Genomic DNA, 20,291 nt, shown 5'->3' with positions numbered 1-20,291 from the left:
GGCTTCTCGCCGGACGGGAAGACCTTGGCGGTCGTGTCGATCGGATCGAACGCCGTGTCGTGGATCGACACCGCCACCAACACCGTCAAGCACACGACCTATGTCGGGCGCAGTCCGCACGAGGCGTTCTTCACGCCGGACGGCAAGGAGGTGTGGGTCACGGTCCGCGGCGAGGATTATATCGCCGTGCTCGACCCCACGACGTACAAGGAGACGGGGCGCATCAAGACGCCCGGTGGTCCGGGCATGACGATCTTCTCTCCCGATGGCCGGTACGGCTATGTCTGCTCTTCGTTCAATCCGGTATTGGCTGTGTTCGATGTCGCGACCCACGCGCAGGTCGGACAGGTGGCGCAGCCAAGCCCCTTCTGCCCCAACATCGCCGCGACGCCGGACGGCAAGCAAGTGTGGTTTACGCTGAAGGACATCGGCAAGACGGTCGCATTCGATGCTCGGCCACCCTTCGCGATCCTGAAGGTGCTGGATACCGGGCCTATCACGAACCATGTCAATTTCGCCCGCACGGCCAAGGGGCAGTTCGCGTATGTGACGGTCGGCGGAGAGAATGTGGTCAAGGTGTTCCGCACGTCCGACTTCACGCCGGTGGCAACAATTCCGGTCGGCAAGATGCCGCACGGTGTTTGGCCATCGGGCGACGGCCGGCGCGTTTATGTCGGGCTAGAGAATTCCGATGAGCTGGCCGCGATCGACACTGCCGGCAACACGGTCGTCGCTACCGTGCCGGTCGGACAGGCACCGCAGGCGATCGCCTATGTGTCGAACGCAGTTCCGACAGGCCCCGGCACCGACAATCTCCAGCCGCTCGGCACAGCGGGCAAGGCGCTGCATCTGACCATGGGGCCGATTGGCGGCAAAGGTACGGCAAGCAGCATCACCCTCTTCGACCAGGGCATCATTCAGGTCGTGCAGAGTGCCGTTACCGGTTTGCAGCCCAAGAAGCCTTACATGCTCGTACTGACCGCCAATGCGGACGGCAGCGGCGCTGTAGAGCCGCTTGCGAACTTCATGAGCAACCCGGCAGGTGCGGCGATCGTCAACGCATCGGGTCCGATCCGCCAGATCGTTCAGGGCAGCACCGCGACACCCCGGCGCTTTCTGGCGGTTGCGGAGGTGGTGAACGGCGCGCCGGGGCGCATCGTGCAGGTGCAGCGCGACTGAGATGGACCCGCTTGCCGCCGCGATCGAACCGCTGATCCCCGGGCTGCGCCGCTATGCCCGGTCGTGGTTGCGCGACCGGGTGATGGCGGATGACGTGGTGCAGGATTGCCTGGAGCGCGCGGTCGGGCGCTGGCGACAGCGACGGGGTGCGGAGGTCCGCCCGTGGGTCTATGCGATCCTGCACAATTTGTTGGTCGATCATCAGCGGCAGCATAGCCGGCGAGGTACGGCGGTTCCGCTCCACCTCGTGGACGACGCCGCGCTCGGCCGCCCGGCCGATCAGGACACAGGCCTGCACCACCGCGACCTGCTGCGCGCGCTTGATGCGTTGCCTGAAGAACAGCGAACGGTGCTGCTCCTGGTCTCGGTCGAGGGCCTGCCCTATGCGGAGGTCGCTGCCGTAGTCGGCGTGCCGCTGGGCACGGTAATGTCGCGCATATCGCGGGGGCGCGACCGTCTGGCGACCCTCCTCCGGGAGGGTGAACGGCCGCGATTGAGGAGCGTGCAATGACCAGCCCGATCGGCGAGGACGATCTGGCCGCATGGATCGATGGCAGGCTGTCGCCCGAGCGGCAGCGCCTGGTCGACGCCTATCTTGAAGGCCAGCCGGACGTGCATGCCCGTGTGCGAGAGCAGGCGGAGCAGGCGCGAGCCCTTGCATCCCTGTTCGCCCCCGTCGCGGATGAACCGATCCCGGCGACGATGCGCGTGGCAGCGATCAGGGGACGGCAACGGCAACCGCGTTGGCAGCTCGCCATCGCCGCGTCACTTCTGCTGGCGTTGGGGTTTGGCGGTGGCTGGTCGAGCGCGCGGTGGAGCGGCGAACCCCGCGCGGGCATCGCGGCGCTGGCCAACGAGGCGAGTGATAATTTCCGTGTCTATGCCGCCGACCGGATACGACCGGCGGAGATCGGCCCCGACCAGCGCGCCATGCTGATCCGATGGACCTCCGCTCGATTGGGTGAGCGCGTCACGATCCCGGACCTCAGCACGGCCGGCTATCGCTATGGCGGGGGGCGACTGGTCGCGACGCCCCACGGCCCTGCGGCACTGCTCCTCTACGACGGACCGCAAGCGTCGAAACTTGCGGTGCTGACGAGGCCCATGCAGATCGACAAGACCGCGAGCATGACCAGCACGTCCAGCGGGACCATGGGCCGGGTCACATGGGCGGTCGACGGGATCGGCTATAGTGTGGTGGGCGAGCGACCCGCGGCCGAACTGCATCCGATCGCCGATGAAGTCCGGCGTCAGGCAGATGCCGCGCTTGTGTCCTGATAGCGCCTTGCCGCCTCCCGGCGCCGACGGGCACCGGGCGGTCCAGCGCGATCACGGCTTGCGCTCGACATCCTTCCTGTCGGTCTCGGCCGGCGTCAGACGGGCTCGCTCGCGGATGCGGCGTTCCAGCGGCGCGCCGACGAACAGGACGAGCATTGCAAGGCTCACCCCGCCGATGATGAGCGGCCACACCGCCAACCCTGCTGCCGCGCCGATCGTGGCTGTCACCCAGATGCACGCGGCGGTCGCCAATCCATGCACTTCCTGACCCTGGCCGACCCGCAGCACCGCACCGGCACCGATGAAGCCGACGCCGGACAGAATGCCCTGCATCGCCCGTCCTGCGGCATCGGCGTTCACGTTCGGCAAGCCACTATGCACGATCGCCTGAACGGCGATGCAACTCGCCAGACCGACCAGACCCAGCGTCCGCAGGCCCATGATCTGCCGGTTCTCACGCGAGCGTTCCCAGCCGAGCACCATCCCGGCCGCGGTCGCCACCACCAGCCGGCCAATTGCATCGATCCAGAAAGCGACGTCCGGTGCCGCTGATGCTTCGATCATTCGACCAGCACGTGAACGTGATGCCAGGCGGTGCACAGATAGCCGGCGAAATTCCACATCGTATCCGGCCGCTCGGGCTGTCCCTGCCCGGTCTCGTCGAAGGCACGGGCGACAAGGTGCTGGCGTCCCTTGGCAAGTGTGGCGTCAAGGATCCAGCGCCGCCAGCCCCAGCGCGTCTCCGGATCATCGGCGAAGGTCGCCTGTTGCCAGTCGCGACCGCCGTTCACCGACACTTCGATCCGAGAAATACGGCGGTCATAGGCAATGGCATATCCCTCAATCCGCACCTCTCCGGCGGCCAAACTCTCGCCCGCACCGGGCGAGCAGATCGCGGCGTTGAGCGGCATGGCATTGATCGTCAGACCCTGGCTCCAGTCGACGGTGTCGCTCGTCACAGCGGCGGGGAAGAGCTTGTAGTCGTGCGCCTGGATCGGTGCCTCGGAGGGCGTTTCACGCACCTCGATCCGTGTCAGCCATTTGGCGCTGCGGACCCCGGCATAGCCAGGCACCACCATGCGGAGCGGGGCGCCATGTTCGGGCGTCAGCGGCTCGCCATTCATCGCCCAGGCGAGGAGTACGTCGGGCTCCCGCGCCTTGCTCATGGCGATCGATACCCCGAACAAGGCTTCTTCACCCTCCACGTCCACCTCGTCCGCGCCGGTGAACGCCACGAACAGCTCGGACGCATCCGGCGCGCCGACCGCATCGAGCACATCGGCCAAGCGTACGCCGGTCCACTCCGCATTGCCGATCGCGCCTACGTCCCACGGATCGCCGGAGGTGTTGGCGACCTGCTGGAGATCGGTACGCCGGTTGCCGGCGCACTGGAGAACCGCCGTTACCGTGCGCGTGGCAAACGTGCTCTTCAGTTCCTGCACCGAGAAGAAGCGGCTCGCCATGCCCCTCCCGCTCACCTCGATCCGATGATTGGCGGGCAGATCCGGCACCGGCCCGTGGCTGCGCACGTAGAACAGCGCCTGCGGCGTCAGAAACCGCTCGATCAACGCACCGGGCGTCGGCTCGGCATTGTAGGGATCAGAACTGCGCTCGATCATATCGGTCATGGACGATCAAACGTCGCGGGCACGCGTAACGCTTCAAGTCTTCGAGACCATCGCAGACGAAAGGCTGCCGACCATTCCGATATCCAGATTGGAATGACCATATCAAACGGTTGGTCGTATCGATCTAAGTACGCGATATATGCTGCATGACTTTGGAGCAGCTCAGAATATTCGTCGGTGTCGCGGAGCGCGAACACGTCACCAAGGCAGCGGAGGCGCTGAACGTCACGCAGTCTGCTGCCTCCGGGGCGGTTGCGGCCCTCGAAGCGCGCTACGGCGTTCCGCTGTTCCACCGCGTCGGGCGTGGCATCCAGCTTACCGAGGCAGGCCGCGGCTTTCTGGAGGAAGCGCGCGCGGTGCTGGGGCGGGCAGCGCATGCCGAGACGATGCTCGCGGACTATGCCGGGCTCGCGCGTGGTTCGTTGCGGATCGTCGCCAGCCAGACGATCGCGAGCTATTGGTTGCCGGCAAAGCTCGCCGCCTTCCACGAACGCCACCCACAGATCGCGGTCGAGCTGGCGATCGACAACACCGAAGGCGCGGCAGCGCAGGTGTTGAGCGGCGCGGCGGAACTCGGCTTTGTCGAGGGCGAGGTGGACGAACCGGCGCTTGCCCACTGGAATGTCGGGCATGACCCAATGGTGCTGGTCGGCCGCGAGGAAGCCGAACGCATCGACGAGGCCTGGCTGCGCACTACACGCTGGATCGTCCGTGAGCAGGGATCGGGTACGCGCTCGACTTTCGAGGACGTGCTGCGAACGCGCGGGTTTGATCCGGCCCAGCTGACGATAGCGATGACGCTGCCGTCCAACGAGGCGGTGCGCACCGCCGTTGAGGCCGGTGCCGGCGTTGCCGTCTTGTCGCGATTGGTCGTCGCGCGCGCGCTCAAGGCTGGCGATCTCGTCGAGCTGCCGCTCGGGCTGCCCGACCGCGCCTTTCACGCGCTGCGCCACAAGGAACGCTATCGCACCCGCGCGGCCGACGCGCTGACGGATCTCATCAAGGAGCAGGTCGCATGACTGCCGACACGCACTCCGTTCTCAGCGGCCTCAAGCCGCTCAGCCGGCTCGATCACCCCCGCGAGATGATCCGCCAGTTCACGCCCAACTGGTTCGCCGCGACGATGGGCACGGGCATCCTTGCCCTCGCGCTGCCGCAGGTGCCCGGCATCGGGCCTTCGCTTAAACCTGTCGGCGAGGTGTTGTGGTTCTTCAATATCGCGCTCTTCGCGCTGTTCGCCGGCCTCTATGGCGCGCGCTGGGTGATGTTCGGGCACGAGGCGCGGCGCATCTTCGGGCACAACACCGTGTCGATGTTCATCGGGACCATTCCGATGGGGCTGGCAACGATCATCAACGGCTGTCTCGCCTTCGGCATCGCGCGGTTCGGAAATGGCATCGTGCCGGTCGCGCATATCCTGTGGTGGATCGACGTCGCCATGTCGCTCGCCTGCGGCGTGCTGATCCCCTACCTGATGTTTACCCGCCACGAGCACAGCCTGGACGGCATGACCGCCGTATGGCTGCTGCCGGTCGTCGCTGCCGAAGTGGCGGGCGCCAGCGGCGGGCTGCTCGCGCCGCATCTAACCGATCCCCACGCGCAGATAGTGACGCTCGCGACCTCCTATGTGCTGTGGGCCTATTCGGTGCCGGTCGCGTTTGGCATCCTCGCCATCCTCATCCTGCGCATGGCACTCCACAAGTTGCCGCATGAAAGCATGGCGGCATCTTCCTGGCTGGCGCTGGGGCCGATCGGCACGGGTGCTCTGGGCATGCTGGTGCTCGGCGCGGATGCGCCGGCGATCCTCACCGCGCACGGGCTAGCCGGCGTCGGCACCGTCGCGCAGGGGATCGGCGTTGTCGCCGGGCTCTGCCTTTGGGGTTTCGGCCTGTGGTGGCTGGCGCTCGCGACGCTTATCACCATCCGCTACTGGCGCGCGGGCGTGCCGTTCAACCTCGGCTGGTGGGGCTACACCTTCCCGCTCGGCGTCTACACCGTCGCCACCTTCCGCCTCGGCACGACGCTGAACCTTATGTTTTTCGGTATCGTCGGCACGGTGCTGACGGTTGCGCTCGCGGCGATGTGGCTGCTGGTCGGTGCCAAGACGCTAGCCGGTGCATGGCGGGGCAACCTGTTCGTCTCGCCCTGCATCGCCACCCCGAACTGATCCGCCATGATGATCGGATCAGTCGGTCCGATCACTTGCAGAATGCCCCTTCGATCCGCCAGCGTGACTGGCCACAGGAGAGCCTTGTCATGGACAATTTCGACGCCGGGCTGGCGAGTGAGACCAGCCGTCGCCGCTTCCTCAGCCATGCCGCGCTCGGCACCGCCGGCCTTGCCGCCGCGCCGGCACTGGCGCAGCAGCTCGTCGACCTGAAGCTGCCCGGCGGCAATGCCGAGCGGCCGATGACCAGCGCCTTTCCCGGCAAGGGCAGCATGATCCTCCAGCGCGTCCATCCACCCTTGCTGGAGACGCCGATGGAGGTCTTCGACAAGTCGGTGTTCACGCCCAACGACCAGTTCTTCGTCCGCTGGCACTGGGCCGACATACCGACCTCGATCGACGTCGAAAGTTTCCGCCTCAACGTCTTCGGCCACGTCAATCGGCCGCTGTCGATCAGCCTCGCTCAGCTGCTGCGCCTTCCACGGGTCGAGATGGCGGCGGTGAACCAGTGCTCGGGCAACAGCCGCGGGCTGTTCCAGCCGCGCGTCGCCGGCGCGCAATGGGGCAATGGCGCGATGGGCAACGCCAAGTGGCTCGGCGTTCGCCTGCGCGACGTGCTCGACCTCGCCGGGGTCAAGGCAGGCGCGGTGCAGGTGCGCTTCGGCGCTCTCGATCAGCCGGTCGTGGCGGGCGCTCCTGACTTCGAGAAGGCACTCGACATCGACCATGCCCGCGACGGCGAGGTCATGATCGCCTTCGGCATGAACGGCGAGCAACTGCCGCTCCTCAACGGCTTTCCCTGCCGGCTGATCGTGCCGGGCTGGTACTCGACCTATTGGGTCAAGATGCTGAACGCGATCGAGGTACTGCCCGGCCCTGACGACCAGTATTGGATGGCCAAGGCCTACAAGATCCCCGCGACACCCGGCGCGAATGTCGCGCCCGGTGCCAAGGACTTCCCGACCGTACCGATCAATCGCATGATCCCGCGTAGCTGGATGACCAGCCTGCCCGATGGTCAGGCGATCGCCTATGAAGCGTCGATCCCGGTCGGCGGCATCGCAATGGGCGGCGATTGCGGCGTCGCCAAGGTCGATGTGTCGTCGGACGGTGGCCGCACCTGGTACAGGACGACGCTCGGAGCGGACGAGGGCAGGTACAGCTTCCGGCGCTGGGACGGGCGGGTGCCGCTGAGACGCGGGCCTAACCCCATCATGGTGCGCTGCTGGAACACCAACGGTGTCGCTCAGCCGATGAAGCCGATCTGGAATCCCGGCGGGTTCATGCGCGGCAACATTGAAACCACCACCATCATCGCGGCCTGAGGAGCGAGCAAATCATGAAGACTCCGTCTCCCGGCATGATGGCTGCTGGCCTGATCGGCCTGACCGGCATCATCCTCGTCTCGATCGGCGCGCCGAGCAGCCGCAAGGCGCCCGTTCCGATCTCCGAGATGTCTGAGCCGGCACCGGCCGCCAGCGTGTCAGCGCGCGGCTTCTCGCTTGCCTCGACCAGCGTCGACCTGCCGGCCGACGACGCGACCTACCCCGACGGTCCGCACGCCGACGTCATCAATGCCAATTGCACCTCGTGCCACTCAGCCAGCATGGCGCTGACCCAGCCTGCGCTATCGGCGGATCAGTGGAAGGCGACCGTCACCAAGATGCGTGAGGTGTATAAGGCGCCAGTGGCCGAGAAGGACGTCGATGCGATCGTTGCTTATCTCACCGCTATGCCGAGCCAGAAGGTGGCACCCGCGACCGGCAAGGCGCAGGACCCGGACCCCAAAGTGGCTCCTGATGTCTCAGGTGGAACCGGCTAACCGATCTACTTCCATAATCCCGAAATACCATCCCAATCGGGACGGTGTCGGAGCCGTCCGGTTCTGACACCACCGGCTGACCCACGCATTTCCGCGGGTTTACAGGTGTCAGAATCCCGTGTCAGAACGCGCGTATGCAAATTGGCTATGCGCGGGTGTCCCGCGGCGATCACCAAGACCTCGATGTCCAAGTCGCTGCGCTCGCTGCGGCGGGGTGCGATCCGATCCTTCGCGAGGAAGCCTCGGGGGGGCAGACCGATCGGCCCGAGCTGGCGCGCGCGATCCGAAGCCTGCAGTCGGGCGATGTACTGGTAGTGTGGAAGCTCGATCGCCTGTCCCGCTCGCTACGCGACCTCCTGTTCACTCTGGAAGAGGTTGCGATGGCCGGTGCGGGCTTCCGGTCGCTGACCGAGGCCGTAGACACCACCACGGCGGCTGGACGATTGATGGCACAGACGTTGGGTGCCTTTGCCGAGTTCGAGCGCGCCATGATCCGCGAGCGCACCATGAGCGGCCTGGCACACGCGCGCCAGGCTGGACGTCTGTTGGGTCGCCGGCCAAGCCTCACCCGGCAGCAGCGCGCCGAAATCGTCGCTAAGGCTGAATCCGGCCAGGGATCACCGGCGCAGCTCGCCAGCTTGTTCCGCGTCTCGCGATCAACCGTGCAGCGCGTGCTTCGCGATCATCGCAACCGATCGGCCATAGCATGAGCCTTGCCCCTGCCCTACTCCGCGATCTGCCAGCAGACCTCGATGCGCAACGCAACGAACTTGCCCGCGCCCGCCTGCTCGCGCGGGCCTGGGCGGAGACGCTGCCCGAACCACGACGCCGGGACATGGCAGCGCTGTTCACGCGCGCTGCGATCGACACCTATCGCGTCGAAGCCCGACCCCATGCGATCCTTAGTCCACCGTTCGCCGCGCCCTATGGCCGGCTCGATCGCGCGGTCGCTGAGCTGGCTGCAGTGGTCGGGCGTGAAGCCGCGCCGTTGCCGATCGCCGAGGCGATTTATTTCCTGACCGGCCTCTACACGACCCTGCTCGCGGCACGGGAGCGCGGGGCAATGGGAGCATTTTACACTCCGCCGGCACTGGCGAACCGGTTGCTCGATATGGCCGAGGAACAAGGGATCGACTGGACCCGTGCGCGCGTGCTCGATCCGGCGAGCGGCGGAGGTGCGTTCCTGTTGCCTGCAGCCGAACGAATGATCGCTGCGCTTCCCACGGCCGAGCCGGCGATCGTACTGCGGCAGATCGGCACCCGCCTGACCGGGCTGGAGCTGGACCCATATGCCGCGGGCTTTGGGCAGAATGCGATTGAACTGCTGCTGGCGGACGTCGCTGCCGCCGCGGGCCGTGTAGCCCCAATCGTTGTGCGCGTCGCCGACACGCTGGAGGAGGTGCCCAGCGCTCGCTTCGACCTGGTGATCGGCAATCCCCCATATGGGCGCATCACCCTCACCCCTGAGCAGCGTCAGCGGTTCGCACGCGGCCTTTACGGTCACGCCAATCTCTATGGTGTATTCACGGACATCGCCGTGCGCTGGACGAAGAAGGGCGGGACGATCGCCTATCTGACGCCGACCAGCTTCCTGTCGGGTCATTACTATTCCGCGCTCCGCGAGCTGATCGCCAAGGACGCGCCGCCTGTCGCGATCGATTTCGTCCATGCCCGTCGCGGTGTGTTCGAAGACGTGCTGCAGGAGACGTTGCTGGCGGCCTACAAGCGTGGAGCCAAGCCCGGCCGCGCTCAAGTCCATTATGTCGAGGTCGCGAACGAGCGCGAGGCCCGCGTCATCCGCAACGGTACGATCGGCCTGCCCTCCCCCGCCTCGCAACCGTGGCTCGCGCCGCGCGAGCCGCGGCACAGCGCCCTGATCGCCAAAGCCGAGACGATGCCGGCGCGGCTTGCCGACTGGGGTTATCGCGTCTCGACGGGGCCACTGGTGTGGAATCGCTACAAGGACCAGATGCGGCTCCGCCCCGCGCGCGGGGCACATCCGCTGATATGGGCTGAAGCCGTGTCGGCGAATGGGCACTTCGCGTTCCGAGCCGAGAAGCGCAACCATGCGCCCTATTTCAAGATCGAGCGCGGTGATGCCTGGCTGCTGGTCGAGGAAGCGTGCGTCCTCGTCCAGCGCACCACCGCGAAGGAGCAGGCGCGTCGCCTGATTGCGGCCGAGCTGCCAGCGGACTTCATCGCGCAACATGGCGGCGTGGTGGTCGAGAACCACCTGAACATGGTCAGGCCATGTGCGCGACCGGCGGTATCGCCAGCGACGGTCGCGGCGGTGCTGAACAGCGCGATCGTCGACCAGCTCTTCCGCTGCATCAACGGTAGCGTCGCGGTATCGGCGTTCGAGATGGAGGCGCTGCCCCTGCCCGCACCTGCCGCGATGAAAAAGGTGGAGGCGCTGGTCCGCCGCGGTGCCGCCATCGAGGATGAACTGGCGCGCCTCTATGGGCAAGTTGCACCATGATGCCGCTGCTGACCCGTGAGGAGGTTCATGCCCGGCTACAGGAGATCTTCCCCGATGGGGCGCCCAATCGCGCCTATCTGACCCGGATGCTGGCGGCGAGCACGGTGTTCGTCGCCCTCTATATCGACGCGGTTGAGGGCAGCGGGACGTATCTCGGTCCCAAGCACGTCTATCGCATGACCGATGAACAGGCGGCGCGGACCGACGATGCGTACCGGACTGGCTATGCGACTGGCGTGCTGCGCACCGGGAGCCAGGTCGAGGGGCGACGCTGGTATCAGGACAATACCCGTGAGCCGATCCGTGACGAGACGTTGCGCGAGGGGCTGGTGGCAATCGGCGCGGTGACCGAGCGCACCGACCTTGCCACCACGTCGAGCAAGCCGCGCTATGCGCTGAAAGCGGGTTTCGCCGCGTTGTTCGACCCGGACCTCGCCGGCGAAGCGCTGCAGGCCCAGATCGCGACGTGGCAGGGCGAGGCGTTGAACAAGGGCGCGCTCGCCCGGCTGGCGATCGTTCGTCGCGGTGCCGGGGTTAGCGCCGATCAGGTGTTGGTCACCTTCCCGAACGGTGAGACGCGCCGGATGAAGCCTGGCCCCAGTTCGGAGATTACCAAGGCGGTGGTCGAGGTGTTCGCCCCCACCTTCCTCGCCGATCCTGCCGTCCTGTTCCTCAGCGAAAGTGGTAACAAGGTGGTCACGCGCGACGACGAACTGGCGCGGTCGATCGGTCTCGCCATCCAGGCAGACCGAAACCTGCCCGACACGATCCTCGTCGACCTCGGGCCAACGCATCCGTTACTAGTGTTCGTGGAGGTGGTTGCGACCGATGGCCCGATCAGCGAACGTCGCAAGGAGGCGTTGGAGGCGTTGGTCGCCGAGACGGGTTTTCCTGCCGAGCATGTCGCGTTCGTGACAGCGTTCCTCGATCGCAGCGCTGGGCCATTCAAGAAGACAGTCGATAGCTTGGCATGGGGTAGCTACGCATGGTTCGCAGCCGAGCCGGAGAGGCTGGTGGTGTTCAGTCAGGCCCCTGGAGGGCTGCAGGGGCGGCCTTGAAAGGAAGCCTGCAGAAGCGAAAATTTTCAGATTTTGGGTCGAGCATGAGGTTGAGCAGTTTTCACCCATGTTTCGCGAGGCCCGACCCACGTTGAGATCGCCAATCAGCGTCTCCTGAATTTTTGGAGCGTGATGGGAGGTGTGCGGCTGATGCCGATCGGCGGATAGCGTTTCCAACCGCTACGATGATCGGCCCGACCAGGGATGAGGGCGCCGGTCCGGGAAAGCGATCACTTCGGCATCGTCATAGTGCACGCCCGGCCCGTCCGCGGGATGCCTCTTGAGCGAAACCACCTCCGCAGCATCCCGGTCAAACCAGCCCGGCGGCAAACCGCACAGCTCTTCGACGTCAGTGCTGGAGATCGTAAATTCGGTAGCAAGCAGGTCCGCCTTGCTGCGGACGTTGTTTTCAACAATCAGGTTCAGGCTGTCCCGCAGCGCCCGCGGGGGCTGTATCGGCCAATGCTGGTCGAGCGGTTCGCCCTTCGACCACCCCTTCGCCGAATAAAGCTTGTAGAGCTGTCGGGAAAACTCCTCAGGGATAATTTCCAGATCAGACAGCCGCTTTATCTGGGCCTTGACCGAAACCCGCCACCGCTCTTTCAGGCTGACGAGCATCGCCAGCGACGCATGACGCACATCCTTGGGATATGTTGTCGAAGGCATCAGCAATGCGCTGCCCAGACGGAATGCCTGCTGCTCTATAGACCGCAGATTGACCTGAAACTCCTCTGCCGGCACGGCCTGATGAAGGACGGCGTGGGCAAGTTCATGCGCTGCATCCATCTGACGCCGTGGGAATGACATCTTGTCCGTCGCCAGCAGGACATGCGGACGGCCATCGATCGGGGACCAGCTGCATAGTCCATCAAGCTTGGTCGTGTTCATGGGGATGGCTGCAACCACGATGCCGATCCGTTCCATGATCGCAACAACGTCGCCGCATGGTCCTTCACCCAGCTGCCAGTGACGCCGAAGCCGAAGCGCGATTTCCTCGATATCCTCGTCGCGCAACTGGGTATAGCTTGCGCCATCAAGCACGTCGGGAATGTCCACCTCGGGCAGATCAACGTAATGCCCGATGACAAAACTGATTTCCTGCAACCAGTGCATCTGCGCCTTCTGGAAATCCAGATCGCGCACCAGCGTGCTCGCCAGCGATCGAAGGAAGGTAGGCCGATCGCTGTGGAAGGGCGGACGCAGAAAATATTCGGGGCGTACACCCAGTTCACCGGCAAGACGGATCAGTGTCGCATTATCGGGAGTCTGGCCCGACGTTTCATCTTCCCATCGGGAGGTGGTGGTGGCGCTCATACCCAGACGACGCGCAAGCGCGGCCTTTGACGGAATGCGCCGCGCCTCGCGTGCTTCGGTAAGCCTTGCAGGAATGAACCCGGGGGTGCCGATACGCATATGTTCGAGTCCCTATGGCTCCGCACCCAAGAAGGATGCGGAGCAAACGCTGTACTTGTTACTAAAAACGCCAGTCTGACCGGTTATGCTTCGCCCACCTCGGTATCGGGCTGTTGCTCGGGCGGCATGAATCGCTTGCGGGTCGGTCGCAGTTTCACCTTGGCACCACCATCGGTTCCGTCCGGTCCACCCGGCCGGGCCGGCTCGCTCTCGTAGCCCTGAATGAAATCGTCCAGCGATGCGTAGAAGATGAAATCCTTGTAGTCCGCTCCGATCACCCCGATCGCGATTTCCTCGATCATGCCTGCCTGCCGGCGGTCACGAGCAGTGAGGAACAGCACGAAAATGTCGGTCGCCTTCGGGCAATCGTCACCGTCGAACAGACTGGCTTGCAGCGAGACGTTCAGTGTGACGCCTGCCGCGCGAGACTGGTTCTTGGGTGGAATCTTGCGGGGTTCAGGCATTGAGGCGAACCCGAGTATGATAGCCGTCTCCGGTCCGGGGAAGCGGGCAAAGGGCTGGAACACCTTCAGGTCTGTGCCCCACATGACTCCATCAGGAAGCAGGTGTCCGCCGTGCTGCTGGACCACCTCCTCATAGCGCTCTTCCTGAAGGCGAAAGCGGATTTGCCCCTCAGCTTCACGACGCCGTTTCGCGTTCATCGGCAAAGCCGCGCCTGCCCTGGACGCTTCCAGTGCGGCAGCGCGAAGCTGATCTTCAAGATCGAGCAGCAGTTCCTTTTTTAGGGCTGCAAGGATGGCCTTCCGGATGTCGATCAATCTGACGTTCCTCATCGCTATGACGGAAACAATACCCATAAATTCGCGTTATGCAATGAGGGTGTCGAAAAACATCGCGCCCGTGAGGAGTATTGGTCATGGCCAAGAACGAACACACCAGCGCGAAGGCGGGCAAAGCCGCATCGAACGTCCTGCGCGATGGTCGCACGGGCAAGGATTCAAAAACGGCCGCGGGGTCGGCATTGTCCCAGCGCCCGGACAAGAAGAAAAAGTGATCGATGGGGGCCGGTTGGTAATCGGTCCCCATGTCATGGGATCGGTTTCCAGCCGATCCAGCCGAGCGTCCAAGAAACGATATTAAGATGAGGATTGATGGATGACGGATACCCCTGCATCATCAATGCAGGGGTGATTGATCCTCGTAGTCACGCGCCATAAGCGTCTCCTGTTTGTTGTGTGTTTCGGTGTGTTGCGACGCCGTGACCATCGAACCGAACCGCGCGTATAGCGTCGGCAGAACGAACAAGGTGAGCAGGGTCGCTGAGATAAGTCCCCCGATCACCACCGTGGCGAGCGGCTTCTGGACCTCGGCGCCCGCCCCGTGGCCGAGCGCCATCGGCACGAAGCCGAGACTGGCGACGAGCGCGGTCATCGCGACGGGCCGCAATCGGAGCAGTGCTCCCTCGCGGGCGGCGCGCGCCCGATCCATCCCTTCCCGCATCAGGTCGTGGATGGAGGACACCATCACCAGCCCGTTGAGCACTGCCACACCAGACAGCGCGATGAACCCGACTGCGGCAGAGATCGAGAACGGCAGACCGCGAAGTACGAGCGCGAGGATACCGCCGACCAACGCCAGCGGCACGCCGGTGAAGACCAGGGACGCGTCGCGCACCGATCCGAGCGCACCGTAAAGCAGCAGCATGATGACGGCGAAGCATATCGGCACCACGATCGTCAGGCGTGCCCGGGCGCTGGCTAGGTTCTCGAACTGGCCGCCCCAGGTCAGATAGGTGCCGGCCGGCAACGCGACCTGTTGCGCTATCTTGGCCTGCGCCTCCTCGACAACGCCGGCAACGTCCCGGCCACGCACATTGGCCTGAACCACGACACGCCGCTTGCCGTTCTCCCGGCTGATCTGGTTTGGCCCGTCGCCGAGACCGATGTCCGCAACGCTGGCGAGCGGCACGAACGATCCGCTCGCGGTGGGCACCGGAATCTGCCCAAGGGTCTGCAAATCGGCTCGTGCCGTCTCGCTGAGACGGATCACGACCGGGAAGCGGGCGTCGCCTTCGAAGATCACGCCAGCCTGCTTGCCACCTACGGTTGCCGCAACGACATCCTGGACGTCGCCGGCAGAAACACCGACCCGCGCCATCGCGTCCCGGTTGGGACGAATGTCGAGAAGCGGCAGTCCTTCGGTCTGCTCCACCCGGACATCCGCTGCACCAGGCACCTTGCGCATCACGTCCGCGATCTGGACTGCGGTCGCATTCATGCTGGCAAAGTCGTCGCCGAACACCTTGACCGCGATATCGCCGCGCACGCCGGCCACAAGTTCATTGAAGCGCATCTGGATCGGCTGGGTAATCTCATAACCGTTCCCCGGGATGGTCGAGACCTTTTTCTCGATGCGCTCAACCAGCTCCTCCTTGGGTAGGCTCGGATCGGGCCATTCTTGGCGAGGTTTCAGCATCACAAACGTGTCGGTCGCATTGGGCGGCATCGGATCGCTGGCGATCTCGGACGTGCCCGTCCGCGAGAAGGCATATTGCACTTCGGGCTCACGACTGATCGTCTTCTCGACCGCGAACTGCATACGCTGGCTCTGCTCGACCGACGTGCCGGGCGGTCGCCAGGCTTGGACGAGGATGTCGCCCTCATCGAGCTGCGGCAGGAACTCCTGACCCAGCGTCGTGAAAGCGAGTGCCGCCACCAAGACGCCGGCAAGCGCCCCGCCGATGGTGACGCTCGGACGCCGCATGGCGGCATTGAGGCCGGGTTCGTAGCGGCGCTTGAGCCAAACCACGATCCGGCTTTCCTTCTCCTCGACCTTGCCGGCGAGGAAGGCGGCGATGGCCGCCGGAACGAAGGTCAGGGACAGCACGAAGGCAAAGACGAGCGCGATGATGACGGTGAGCGCCATCGGCTCGAACATCTTGCCCTCCACGCCGCTAAAGGTGAGCAACGGTGCGTAGACGAGGATGATGATCGCCTGCCCATAGACCGATGGCCGGATCATCTCGCGGGCGGACGCCGCCACGATGGCGAGGCGTTCCTTGAGTGGGAGGACACCCCCGGTTTCGTGCTGGCGCGTGCCGAGGTGGCGCAGCGCGTTCTCTACGATGATGACCGCACCATCGACGATCAAACCGAAGTCGAGCGCGCCGAGGCTCATCAGATTGGCCGAGACGCCGGCACGCAGCATCCCCATGGCGGTGAGCAGCATCGTGATCGGGATCACCATCGCGGCGATCAGCGCCGCCCGGAAATTGCCGAGCAGCACGAACAGCACCACGATGACCAGCACCGCGCCTTCGGCGAGGTTGCGGGCAACCGTCGCGATCGTGGAGTTCACGAGTTTGGTACGATCGAGCACCGGCTTGACCACGACATCGGTCGGCAGCGATCGGCCGATGGCCTGAAGCCGTTCGCCGACATCGGTCGCGACGGTGCGGCTGTTTTCGCCGATGCGCATCACGGCTGTGCCAACGACGACTTCGTGACCGTTCTCGGATGCCGAGCCGGTGCGGATGCCTTGCCCAGCCTTCACGGTCGCCACCTGATTGAGCACGATCGGCACGCCCTCGCGGCTCGCGACGACGGTGCGTGACAGCTCGTCCGCAGTGCGCACCCGCGCGTCCGAGCGGACGAACAGGCCTTCGCCGTTACGATCGACCGTGCCTGCGCCGATGCTGGTGTTGCTGCGCTCGAGCGCGGTAGCGAGGTCCTGGACGGTCAGCCGCATCGATGCGAGCCGCTGGAGGTCCGGGATGACCAGATACTCACGGTCGAACCCGCCCAGCGAGTCCACGCCGGCGACGCCTTCGGTGCCGCGGAGCTGCGGCGACACGATCCACTCCTGAACGGTGTGGAGGTAGGTCGCCTTGTCGCGTTCGCTGACGAGGTGTTCGCCCTCGGGGGTGATGTAGCTGCCGTCACGCTGGAGGCCGGGTTCGCCATCGCGATGCTTCACGCGGTTGAGTTCTTGAAACTCGACGGTCCACATGAAGATGTCGCCGAGACCGGTCGCGATCGGACCCATCTCGGGCATGACGCCCTGCGGTAGTCGTTCCTCGGCCATCCGCATCCGCTCGGCGACCTGTTGGCGGGCGAAGTAGATGTCGGTCGCGTCGGTAAAGACGGCCGTGATCTGGGCAAAGCCGTTGCGGTTGAGCGACCGGGTATAGGCAAGGCCCGGAATACCCTTGAGCGAGGTTTCGATCGTGAACGAGACCTGCCGCTCGATCTGGTCGGGCGACAGCGAGGGTGCGAGGACGTTTACCTGCACCTGGTTGTTGGTGATGTCCGGGACGGCATCGATGGGGAGGCGCTGGAGGGCGAAGATGCCCGCGAGCGCGGCGACAAGGGTCAGCAGCAGGACTAGCCAGCGCCGCTCGACCGAGAAGGTGACAAGGCGGGAGATCATGGGCTCAGTCCATGTCCATCCCGCCACCCTTGCCGAGTTCGGCTTTCAGGGTGAACGAGTTTGTGGTGGCGATCCGCTCCTGGCCATTGAGGCCGGAGCTGATGATGACCTGATCGCCGTTGCGGCGACCTGCCGTGACCGGGGTCGCGTGGAAGCCGGTCGGGGTGCGGACGAAAACGACGGTGCGGTTCTCGATGCTTTGCACCGCGGTGGAGGGAACCGAGATGCTACGATCGCCGCTCCCGGGCAGCATGAAGCTCGCCGTCACCGGCTCGCCCACCCGCCAGGTATTCCCCGCATTGTCGAGCGTGGCGATGACAGGCACGAGGCGCGTGCTGTCATCAAGCGCCGGGGACACGAACGACACCCGTCCTTCCTGTCTACGACCGGCTGCGGTTACCTCAACCCGCGTACCCGGCCGGATACGGCCTGCATCCGCGGGCGAGACCGAGGCGGTGATCGTCACCCGCGAGAGGTTCGCAACCCGGTAGAGTTCGGCGTTCGCGTCGACAGTCTGGCCGAGAACGGCCGGACGGGCGATTACCTGACCTGAGATCGGCGAGCGCATGGCGATGCGGTTGAGGGCACCACCACCGCCTCCCGTGGCACCGAGCTGTTGCTGCGCGAGCCGAAGCGCGATTGCCGCCTCCGTCGCCGCGGTCCGCGCCGCCACCAGGTCTTGTTCGGGCGAAACACGCTCGGCAAACAGACGCTGTTCGCGCCGAAGATTCGACTGCGCCAATGCGGCGCGGGCGCGAGCGGCCTCGACTTCCGCCTTCAGCGAAGCGGCCTCGCGGCTCTCGATCACCGCCAGCGGGTCACCCTGCCGGACAGGCTGGCCAAGGTTGCGCGTGAGCGCGACCAAGCGACCGCCGATGGTTGCGGAGACGACCTGGACGCCTTGGGGATCGCCTTGGACGAGCGCGGGCAACTCGATCGCGCCGGCGACCCCGCCCACGGTCGGGCGGGCGACTTCAATGCCGGCATCGGCGATCTGCCGCGCCGTGAGCGTCACCGCATCCTTATCCGCCTTCTTCTCGGCCCCCTCACCCTTCTCCATGCCCTCCATACCGGCCATGTCGTCGGTCTTCTTCTCGGCCCCGCCGCACGCAACGAGCGCCAGCGGAAGCAAGGCGGACAGCAGGGTCCGCGCATGATTGATTTTCATCGTGCGTCCTTCGCATCGGTAGGCGCCGGGGCGGCGAGCCGTTCCAGCCGGGCCTGTGCGTCATGATAAGCGGCCAGCGCGTCGATCGCGGCCGTTCGGGTGTCGGCAAGCGTGCGTTCGGCCTCAAGGAGGTCCAACTGACCGAACTTGCCCTCGCGGTAGCCGATACGCGCGATCCGGGCGGCTTCCTGCGCCGCGGCAAGCGTCGGTCCGGTCGCATTGCGGGCTGTCGTCGCCGCATTCGCTACGTCCCCCTGCGCCGAGGCGATGGCCTGTTCCGCATCGAGCAGCGCGAGGCGGCGCTGGGCGTCCGCCTGGGTGCGTTGGGCAGAAGCCAGATCAACGGCCGCGCGGCCATTGTTGAACAGCGGCAACGGCACCGACACGCCGAACACCGCGGCCGTATCGTTGGTCATCTCCAGCCTGCGTGCGGACGCGCTGATCGTTACGTCGGGAATCCTCTGGCTTCGGGCAAGGCGGACCTGCGCCGTCGCCGTGGTGAGATCGGCCTGCACCGCCGCGGCCGTCAGCGTGCCTTCACTGCGCACCGGCAACCGTGGCCCTGCGCCTTCGATCCGGGCGAACCAGGCTGTATCCAGCGAGCTGGCGCCGCGCCCGATCAGCCGGGCAAGATTGCCGAGCGCCACTTGGGCGGATCGCTCCGCGCGCTCGGCCGCCCCTTCCGCATTCAGCCGAGCTACGTCAGCGCGCTGCTCTTCGAGCGGTGAGGCGCGGCCGGCTGCAACGCGGACCCGCGCTGCACGCAGCACCTCGTTTGCGATCCCGACCTGTTCGCGGGCGGTGACTACCCTGCGTTGCGACGCCGCGGCATCGTTATAGGCCTGCGTGACCCGCAACCGGAGATCGGCCTGAATGATCGCCGCTTCGAGCGAAGCGCGGTCGAGTTGCGCATTGGCGACCGCGACGCGCGCCGACCGCTTGCCGCCGAGTTCGAGCGGCAAGGATACGCCGACCGTCGTTTCGGCCGAGCGCAGTCCCTTATAGATACCGGTGCCGGCGACGTTCTCGCTCATCGCGTCGAGCGACGGATTAGGCCGCAATCCGGCGATCGAGCGTTGCGCTTGCGCCGCCTGAATGCCCGATCGGGAAACCTCGACCGCCGGCGATACCGCGCCGGCCGCGGTAAGTGCTTCATCAAGGGTCAGCGGCGGTGCCGACGCCTCCGTGTCCTGTGCCTGTGCCGAGTTGCTCGACGCACAGGCTGTCGCGACCAGCACGGCCGCTATCATGCGCTTCATTGTAAATGCTCCTGACGAACCAGTCTCAGGCGCCGGAAGGCGCCCGGTGCGTCGTCAGGCCTGTGGTGGTCGAAGCGCCGGATCGCTTTGATGAGCAAGCCAGAGCGGAGCCTTGTGGCTCGCAAATTCGGCCCAATTGTCGATCAGGGCGACGTCGACACTATGCTCAGCCGGTGCGGCGACATGGTGGCCGTGACAGACGGTGTGTTGATGAGGATAGCCCTTGTCCGCATCCGCCGGCACCTCGTCGCAGTCACCAGCCATGTGCATGATTGTATTGACCTGAGAGGTCTCGATGCACCCGACGCTTTCCGTAGCCTGCGCCATGCCCGCCCAGCCGGTCAGGACCAGCATCAGACAGGCGAGAAAGGGCAGCAGCTTGCGCATGAGCTTGCTCCTTATCATTCCACGAGAATGGCGTAACCCGCGATCATCAGACGCTACCCGGCTA

Annotated in this window: 19 protein-coding genes; 11 read left to right on the top strand and 8 right to left on the bottom strand. The window is 65.4% G+C overall.

Going from position 1 to position 20,291, the window contains the following annotated elements; translation table 11 throughout:
* The 3 genes from CRO12_RS17450 to CRO12_RS17440 all read left to right on the top strand — a co-directional run.
* Positions 1–1,179 (top strand): YncE family protein (locus CRO12_RS17450; RefSeq protein ID WP_097065279.1); only part of this gene is annotated, 1,179 nt, incomplete at its 5' end.
* A gap of 1 nt (position 1,180) precedes the next feature.
* Positions 1,181–1,690, top strand: a complete 510-nt coding sequence (locus tag CRO12_RS17445) for an RNA polymerase sigma factor (RefSeq protein ID WP_007406239.1) — start codon at positions 1,181–1,183, stop codon at positions 1,688–1,690.
* Positions 1,687–2,457: an anti-sigma factor family protein gene (locus CRO12_RS17440; RefSeq protein WP_007406229.1), complete on the top strand. Its 771-nt coding sequence runs from the start codon at positions 1,687–1,689 to the stop codon at positions 2,455–2,457. The genes CRO12_RS17445 and CRO12_RS17440 overlap by 4 nt, the downstream gene beginning before the upstream one ends.
* A gap of 51 nt (positions 2,458–2,508) precedes the next feature.
* On the opposite strand, the gene CRO12_RS17435 is transcribed toward CRO12_RS17440, so the two are convergent.
* Both CRO12_RS17435 and CRO12_RS17430 read right to left on the bottom strand, forming a co-directional pair.
* Entirely contained in the window at positions 2,509–3,021 is a 513-nt protein-coding gene (locus CRO12_RS17435; RefSeq protein WP_007406274.1) for an MgtC/SapB family protein, read from the bottom strand.
* Positions 3,018–4,085, bottom strand: a complete 1,068-nt coding sequence (locus tag CRO12_RS17430) for a molybdopterin-dependent oxidoreductase (protein WP_007406227.1) — start codon at positions 4,083–4,085, stop codon at positions 3,018–3,020. Before CRO12_RS17430 ends, CRO12_RS17435 begins: the two co-directional genes overlap by 4 nt.
* 146 nt (positions 4,086–4,231) lie before the next feature.
* On the opposite strand from CRO12_RS17430, the gene CRO12_RS17425 reads away from it, so the two are divergent.
* The 7 genes from CRO12_RS17425 (at position 4,232) to CRO12_RS17395 (ending at position 11,611) form a co-directional block, all read left to right on the top strand.
* Positions 4,232–5,104, top strand: a complete 873-nt coding sequence (locus CRO12_RS17425) for a LysR family transcriptional regulator (RefSeq protein ID WP_007406272.1) — start codon at positions 4,232–4,234, stop codon at positions 5,102–5,104.
* Complete coding sequence (locus CRO12_RS17420; RefSeq protein ID WP_007406242.1) at positions 5,101–6,252, top strand: TDT family transporter; 1,152 nt, start codon at positions 5,101–5,103, stop codon at positions 6,250–6,252. The genes CRO12_RS17425 and CRO12_RS17420 overlap by 4 nt, the downstream gene beginning before the upstream one ends.
* Before the next feature lie 89 nt (positions 6,253–6,341).
* Complete coding sequence (locus CRO12_RS17415; RefSeq protein ID WP_007406293.1) at positions 6,342–7,577, top strand: molybdopterin-dependent oxidoreductase; 1,236 nt, start codon at positions 6,342–6,344, stop codon at positions 7,575–7,577.
* Positions 7,578–7,591: 14 nt separating this feature from the next.
* Entirely contained in the window at positions 7,592–8,074 is a 483-nt protein-coding gene (locus CRO12_RS17410; protein WP_007406258.1) for a c-type cytochrome, read from the top strand.
* 134 nt (positions 8,075–8,208) lie between these two features.
* Positions 8,209–8,784, top strand: a complete 576-nt coding sequence (locus CRO12_RS17405) for a recombinase family protein (RefSeq protein ID WP_097065276.1) — start codon at positions 8,209–8,211, stop codon at positions 8,782–8,784.
* Complete coding sequence (locus tag CRO12_RS17400; protein WP_097065275.1) at positions 8,781–10,553, top strand: HsdM family class I SAM-dependent methyltransferase; 1,773 nt, start codon at positions 8,781–8,783, stop codon at positions 10,551–10,553. Before CRO12_RS17405 ends, CRO12_RS17400 begins: the two co-directional genes overlap by 4 nt.
* The gene (locus CRO12_RS17395) at positions 10,550–11,611 is read left to right on the top strand and encodes a BsuBI/PstI family type II restriction endonuclease (RefSeq protein ID WP_097065274.1); all 1,062 of its coding nucleotides are present in this window, start codon (positions 10,550–10,552) and stop codon (positions 11,609–11,611) included. Before CRO12_RS17400 ends, CRO12_RS17395 begins: the two co-directional genes overlap by 4 nt.
* 180 nt (positions 11,612–11,791) lie before the next feature.
* Here the strand turns inward: CRO12_RS17395 and CRO12_RS17390 are convergent, their stop codons facing one another.
* Both CRO12_RS17390 and CRO12_RS17385 read right to left on the bottom strand, forming a co-directional pair.
* The gene (locus CRO12_RS17390; protein WP_144033635.1) at positions 11,792–13,024 is read right to left on the bottom strand and encodes a helix-turn-helix domain-containing protein; all 1,233 of its coding nucleotides are present in this window, start codon (positions 13,022–13,024) and stop codon (positions 11,792–11,794) included.
* A gap of 83 nt (positions 13,025–13,107) precedes the next feature.
* Positions 13,108–13,803 (bottom strand): RNA-binding protein, encoded by a 696-nt coding sequence (locus CRO12_RS17385; protein WP_144033634.1) that lies wholly within the window; start codon positions 13,801–13,803, stop codon positions 13,108–13,110.
* A 98-nt stretch (positions 13,804–13,901) separates the two neighbouring features.
* Here CRO12_RS17385 and CRO12_RS18090 point away from each other — a divergent pair, with 98 nt between their 5' ends.
* Positions 13,902–14,039 carry a hypothetical protein gene (locus CRO12_RS18090; RefSeq protein WP_169716278.1) on the top strand — a complete coding sequence of 46 codons (138 nt, stop codon included), beginning with the start codon at positions 13,902–13,904 and terminating at the stop codon, positions 14,037–14,039.
* A gap of 122 nt (positions 14,040–14,161) precedes the next feature.
* Here CRO12_RS18090 and CRO12_RS17375 read toward each other — a convergent pair whose 3' ends face one another.
* The 4 genes from CRO12_RS17375 to CRO12_RS17360 are packed head-to-tail and all read right to left on the bottom strand — an operon-like array spanning position 14,162 to position 20,227.
* On the bottom strand, positions 14,162–17,413 hold the full coding sequence (locus tag CRO12_RS17375) for an efflux RND transporter permease subunit (RefSeq protein WP_097065271.1): 3,252 nt from the start codon (positions 17,411–17,413) through the stop codon (positions 14,162–14,164).
* Between the two features lie 4 nt (positions 17,414–17,417).
* Positions 17,418–18,581, bottom strand: a complete 1,164-nt coding sequence (locus tag CRO12_RS17370; protein ID WP_097065270.1) for an efflux RND transporter periplasmic adaptor subunit — start codon at positions 18,579–18,581, stop codon at positions 17,418–17,420.
* Positions 18,578–19,840, bottom strand: a complete 1,263-nt coding sequence (locus CRO12_RS17365; RefSeq protein WP_097065269.1) for a TolC family protein — start codon at positions 19,838–19,840, stop codon at positions 18,578–18,580. The genes CRO12_RS17370 and CRO12_RS17365 overlap by 4 nt, the downstream gene beginning before the upstream one ends.
* 54 nt (positions 19,841–19,894) lie before the next feature.
* Positions 19,895–20,227, bottom strand: coding sequence for a hypothetical protein (locus CRO12_RS17360; protein WP_097065268.1), 333 nt, complete (start codon positions 20,225–20,227; stop codon positions 19,895–19,897).
* Positions 20,228–20,291 lie beyond the last annotated feature (64 nt).

It is taken from the genome of Sphingomonas guangdongensis (assembly GCF_900199185.1).
GTDB lineage: Bacteria > Pseudomonadota > Alphaproteobacteria > Sphingomonadales > Sphingomonadaceae > Sphingomonas > Sphingomonas guangdongensis.
The sequence above is the reverse complement of the archived record's forward strand: the minus strand, read 5'-3'. Positions and strand labels throughout refer to the sequence as shown.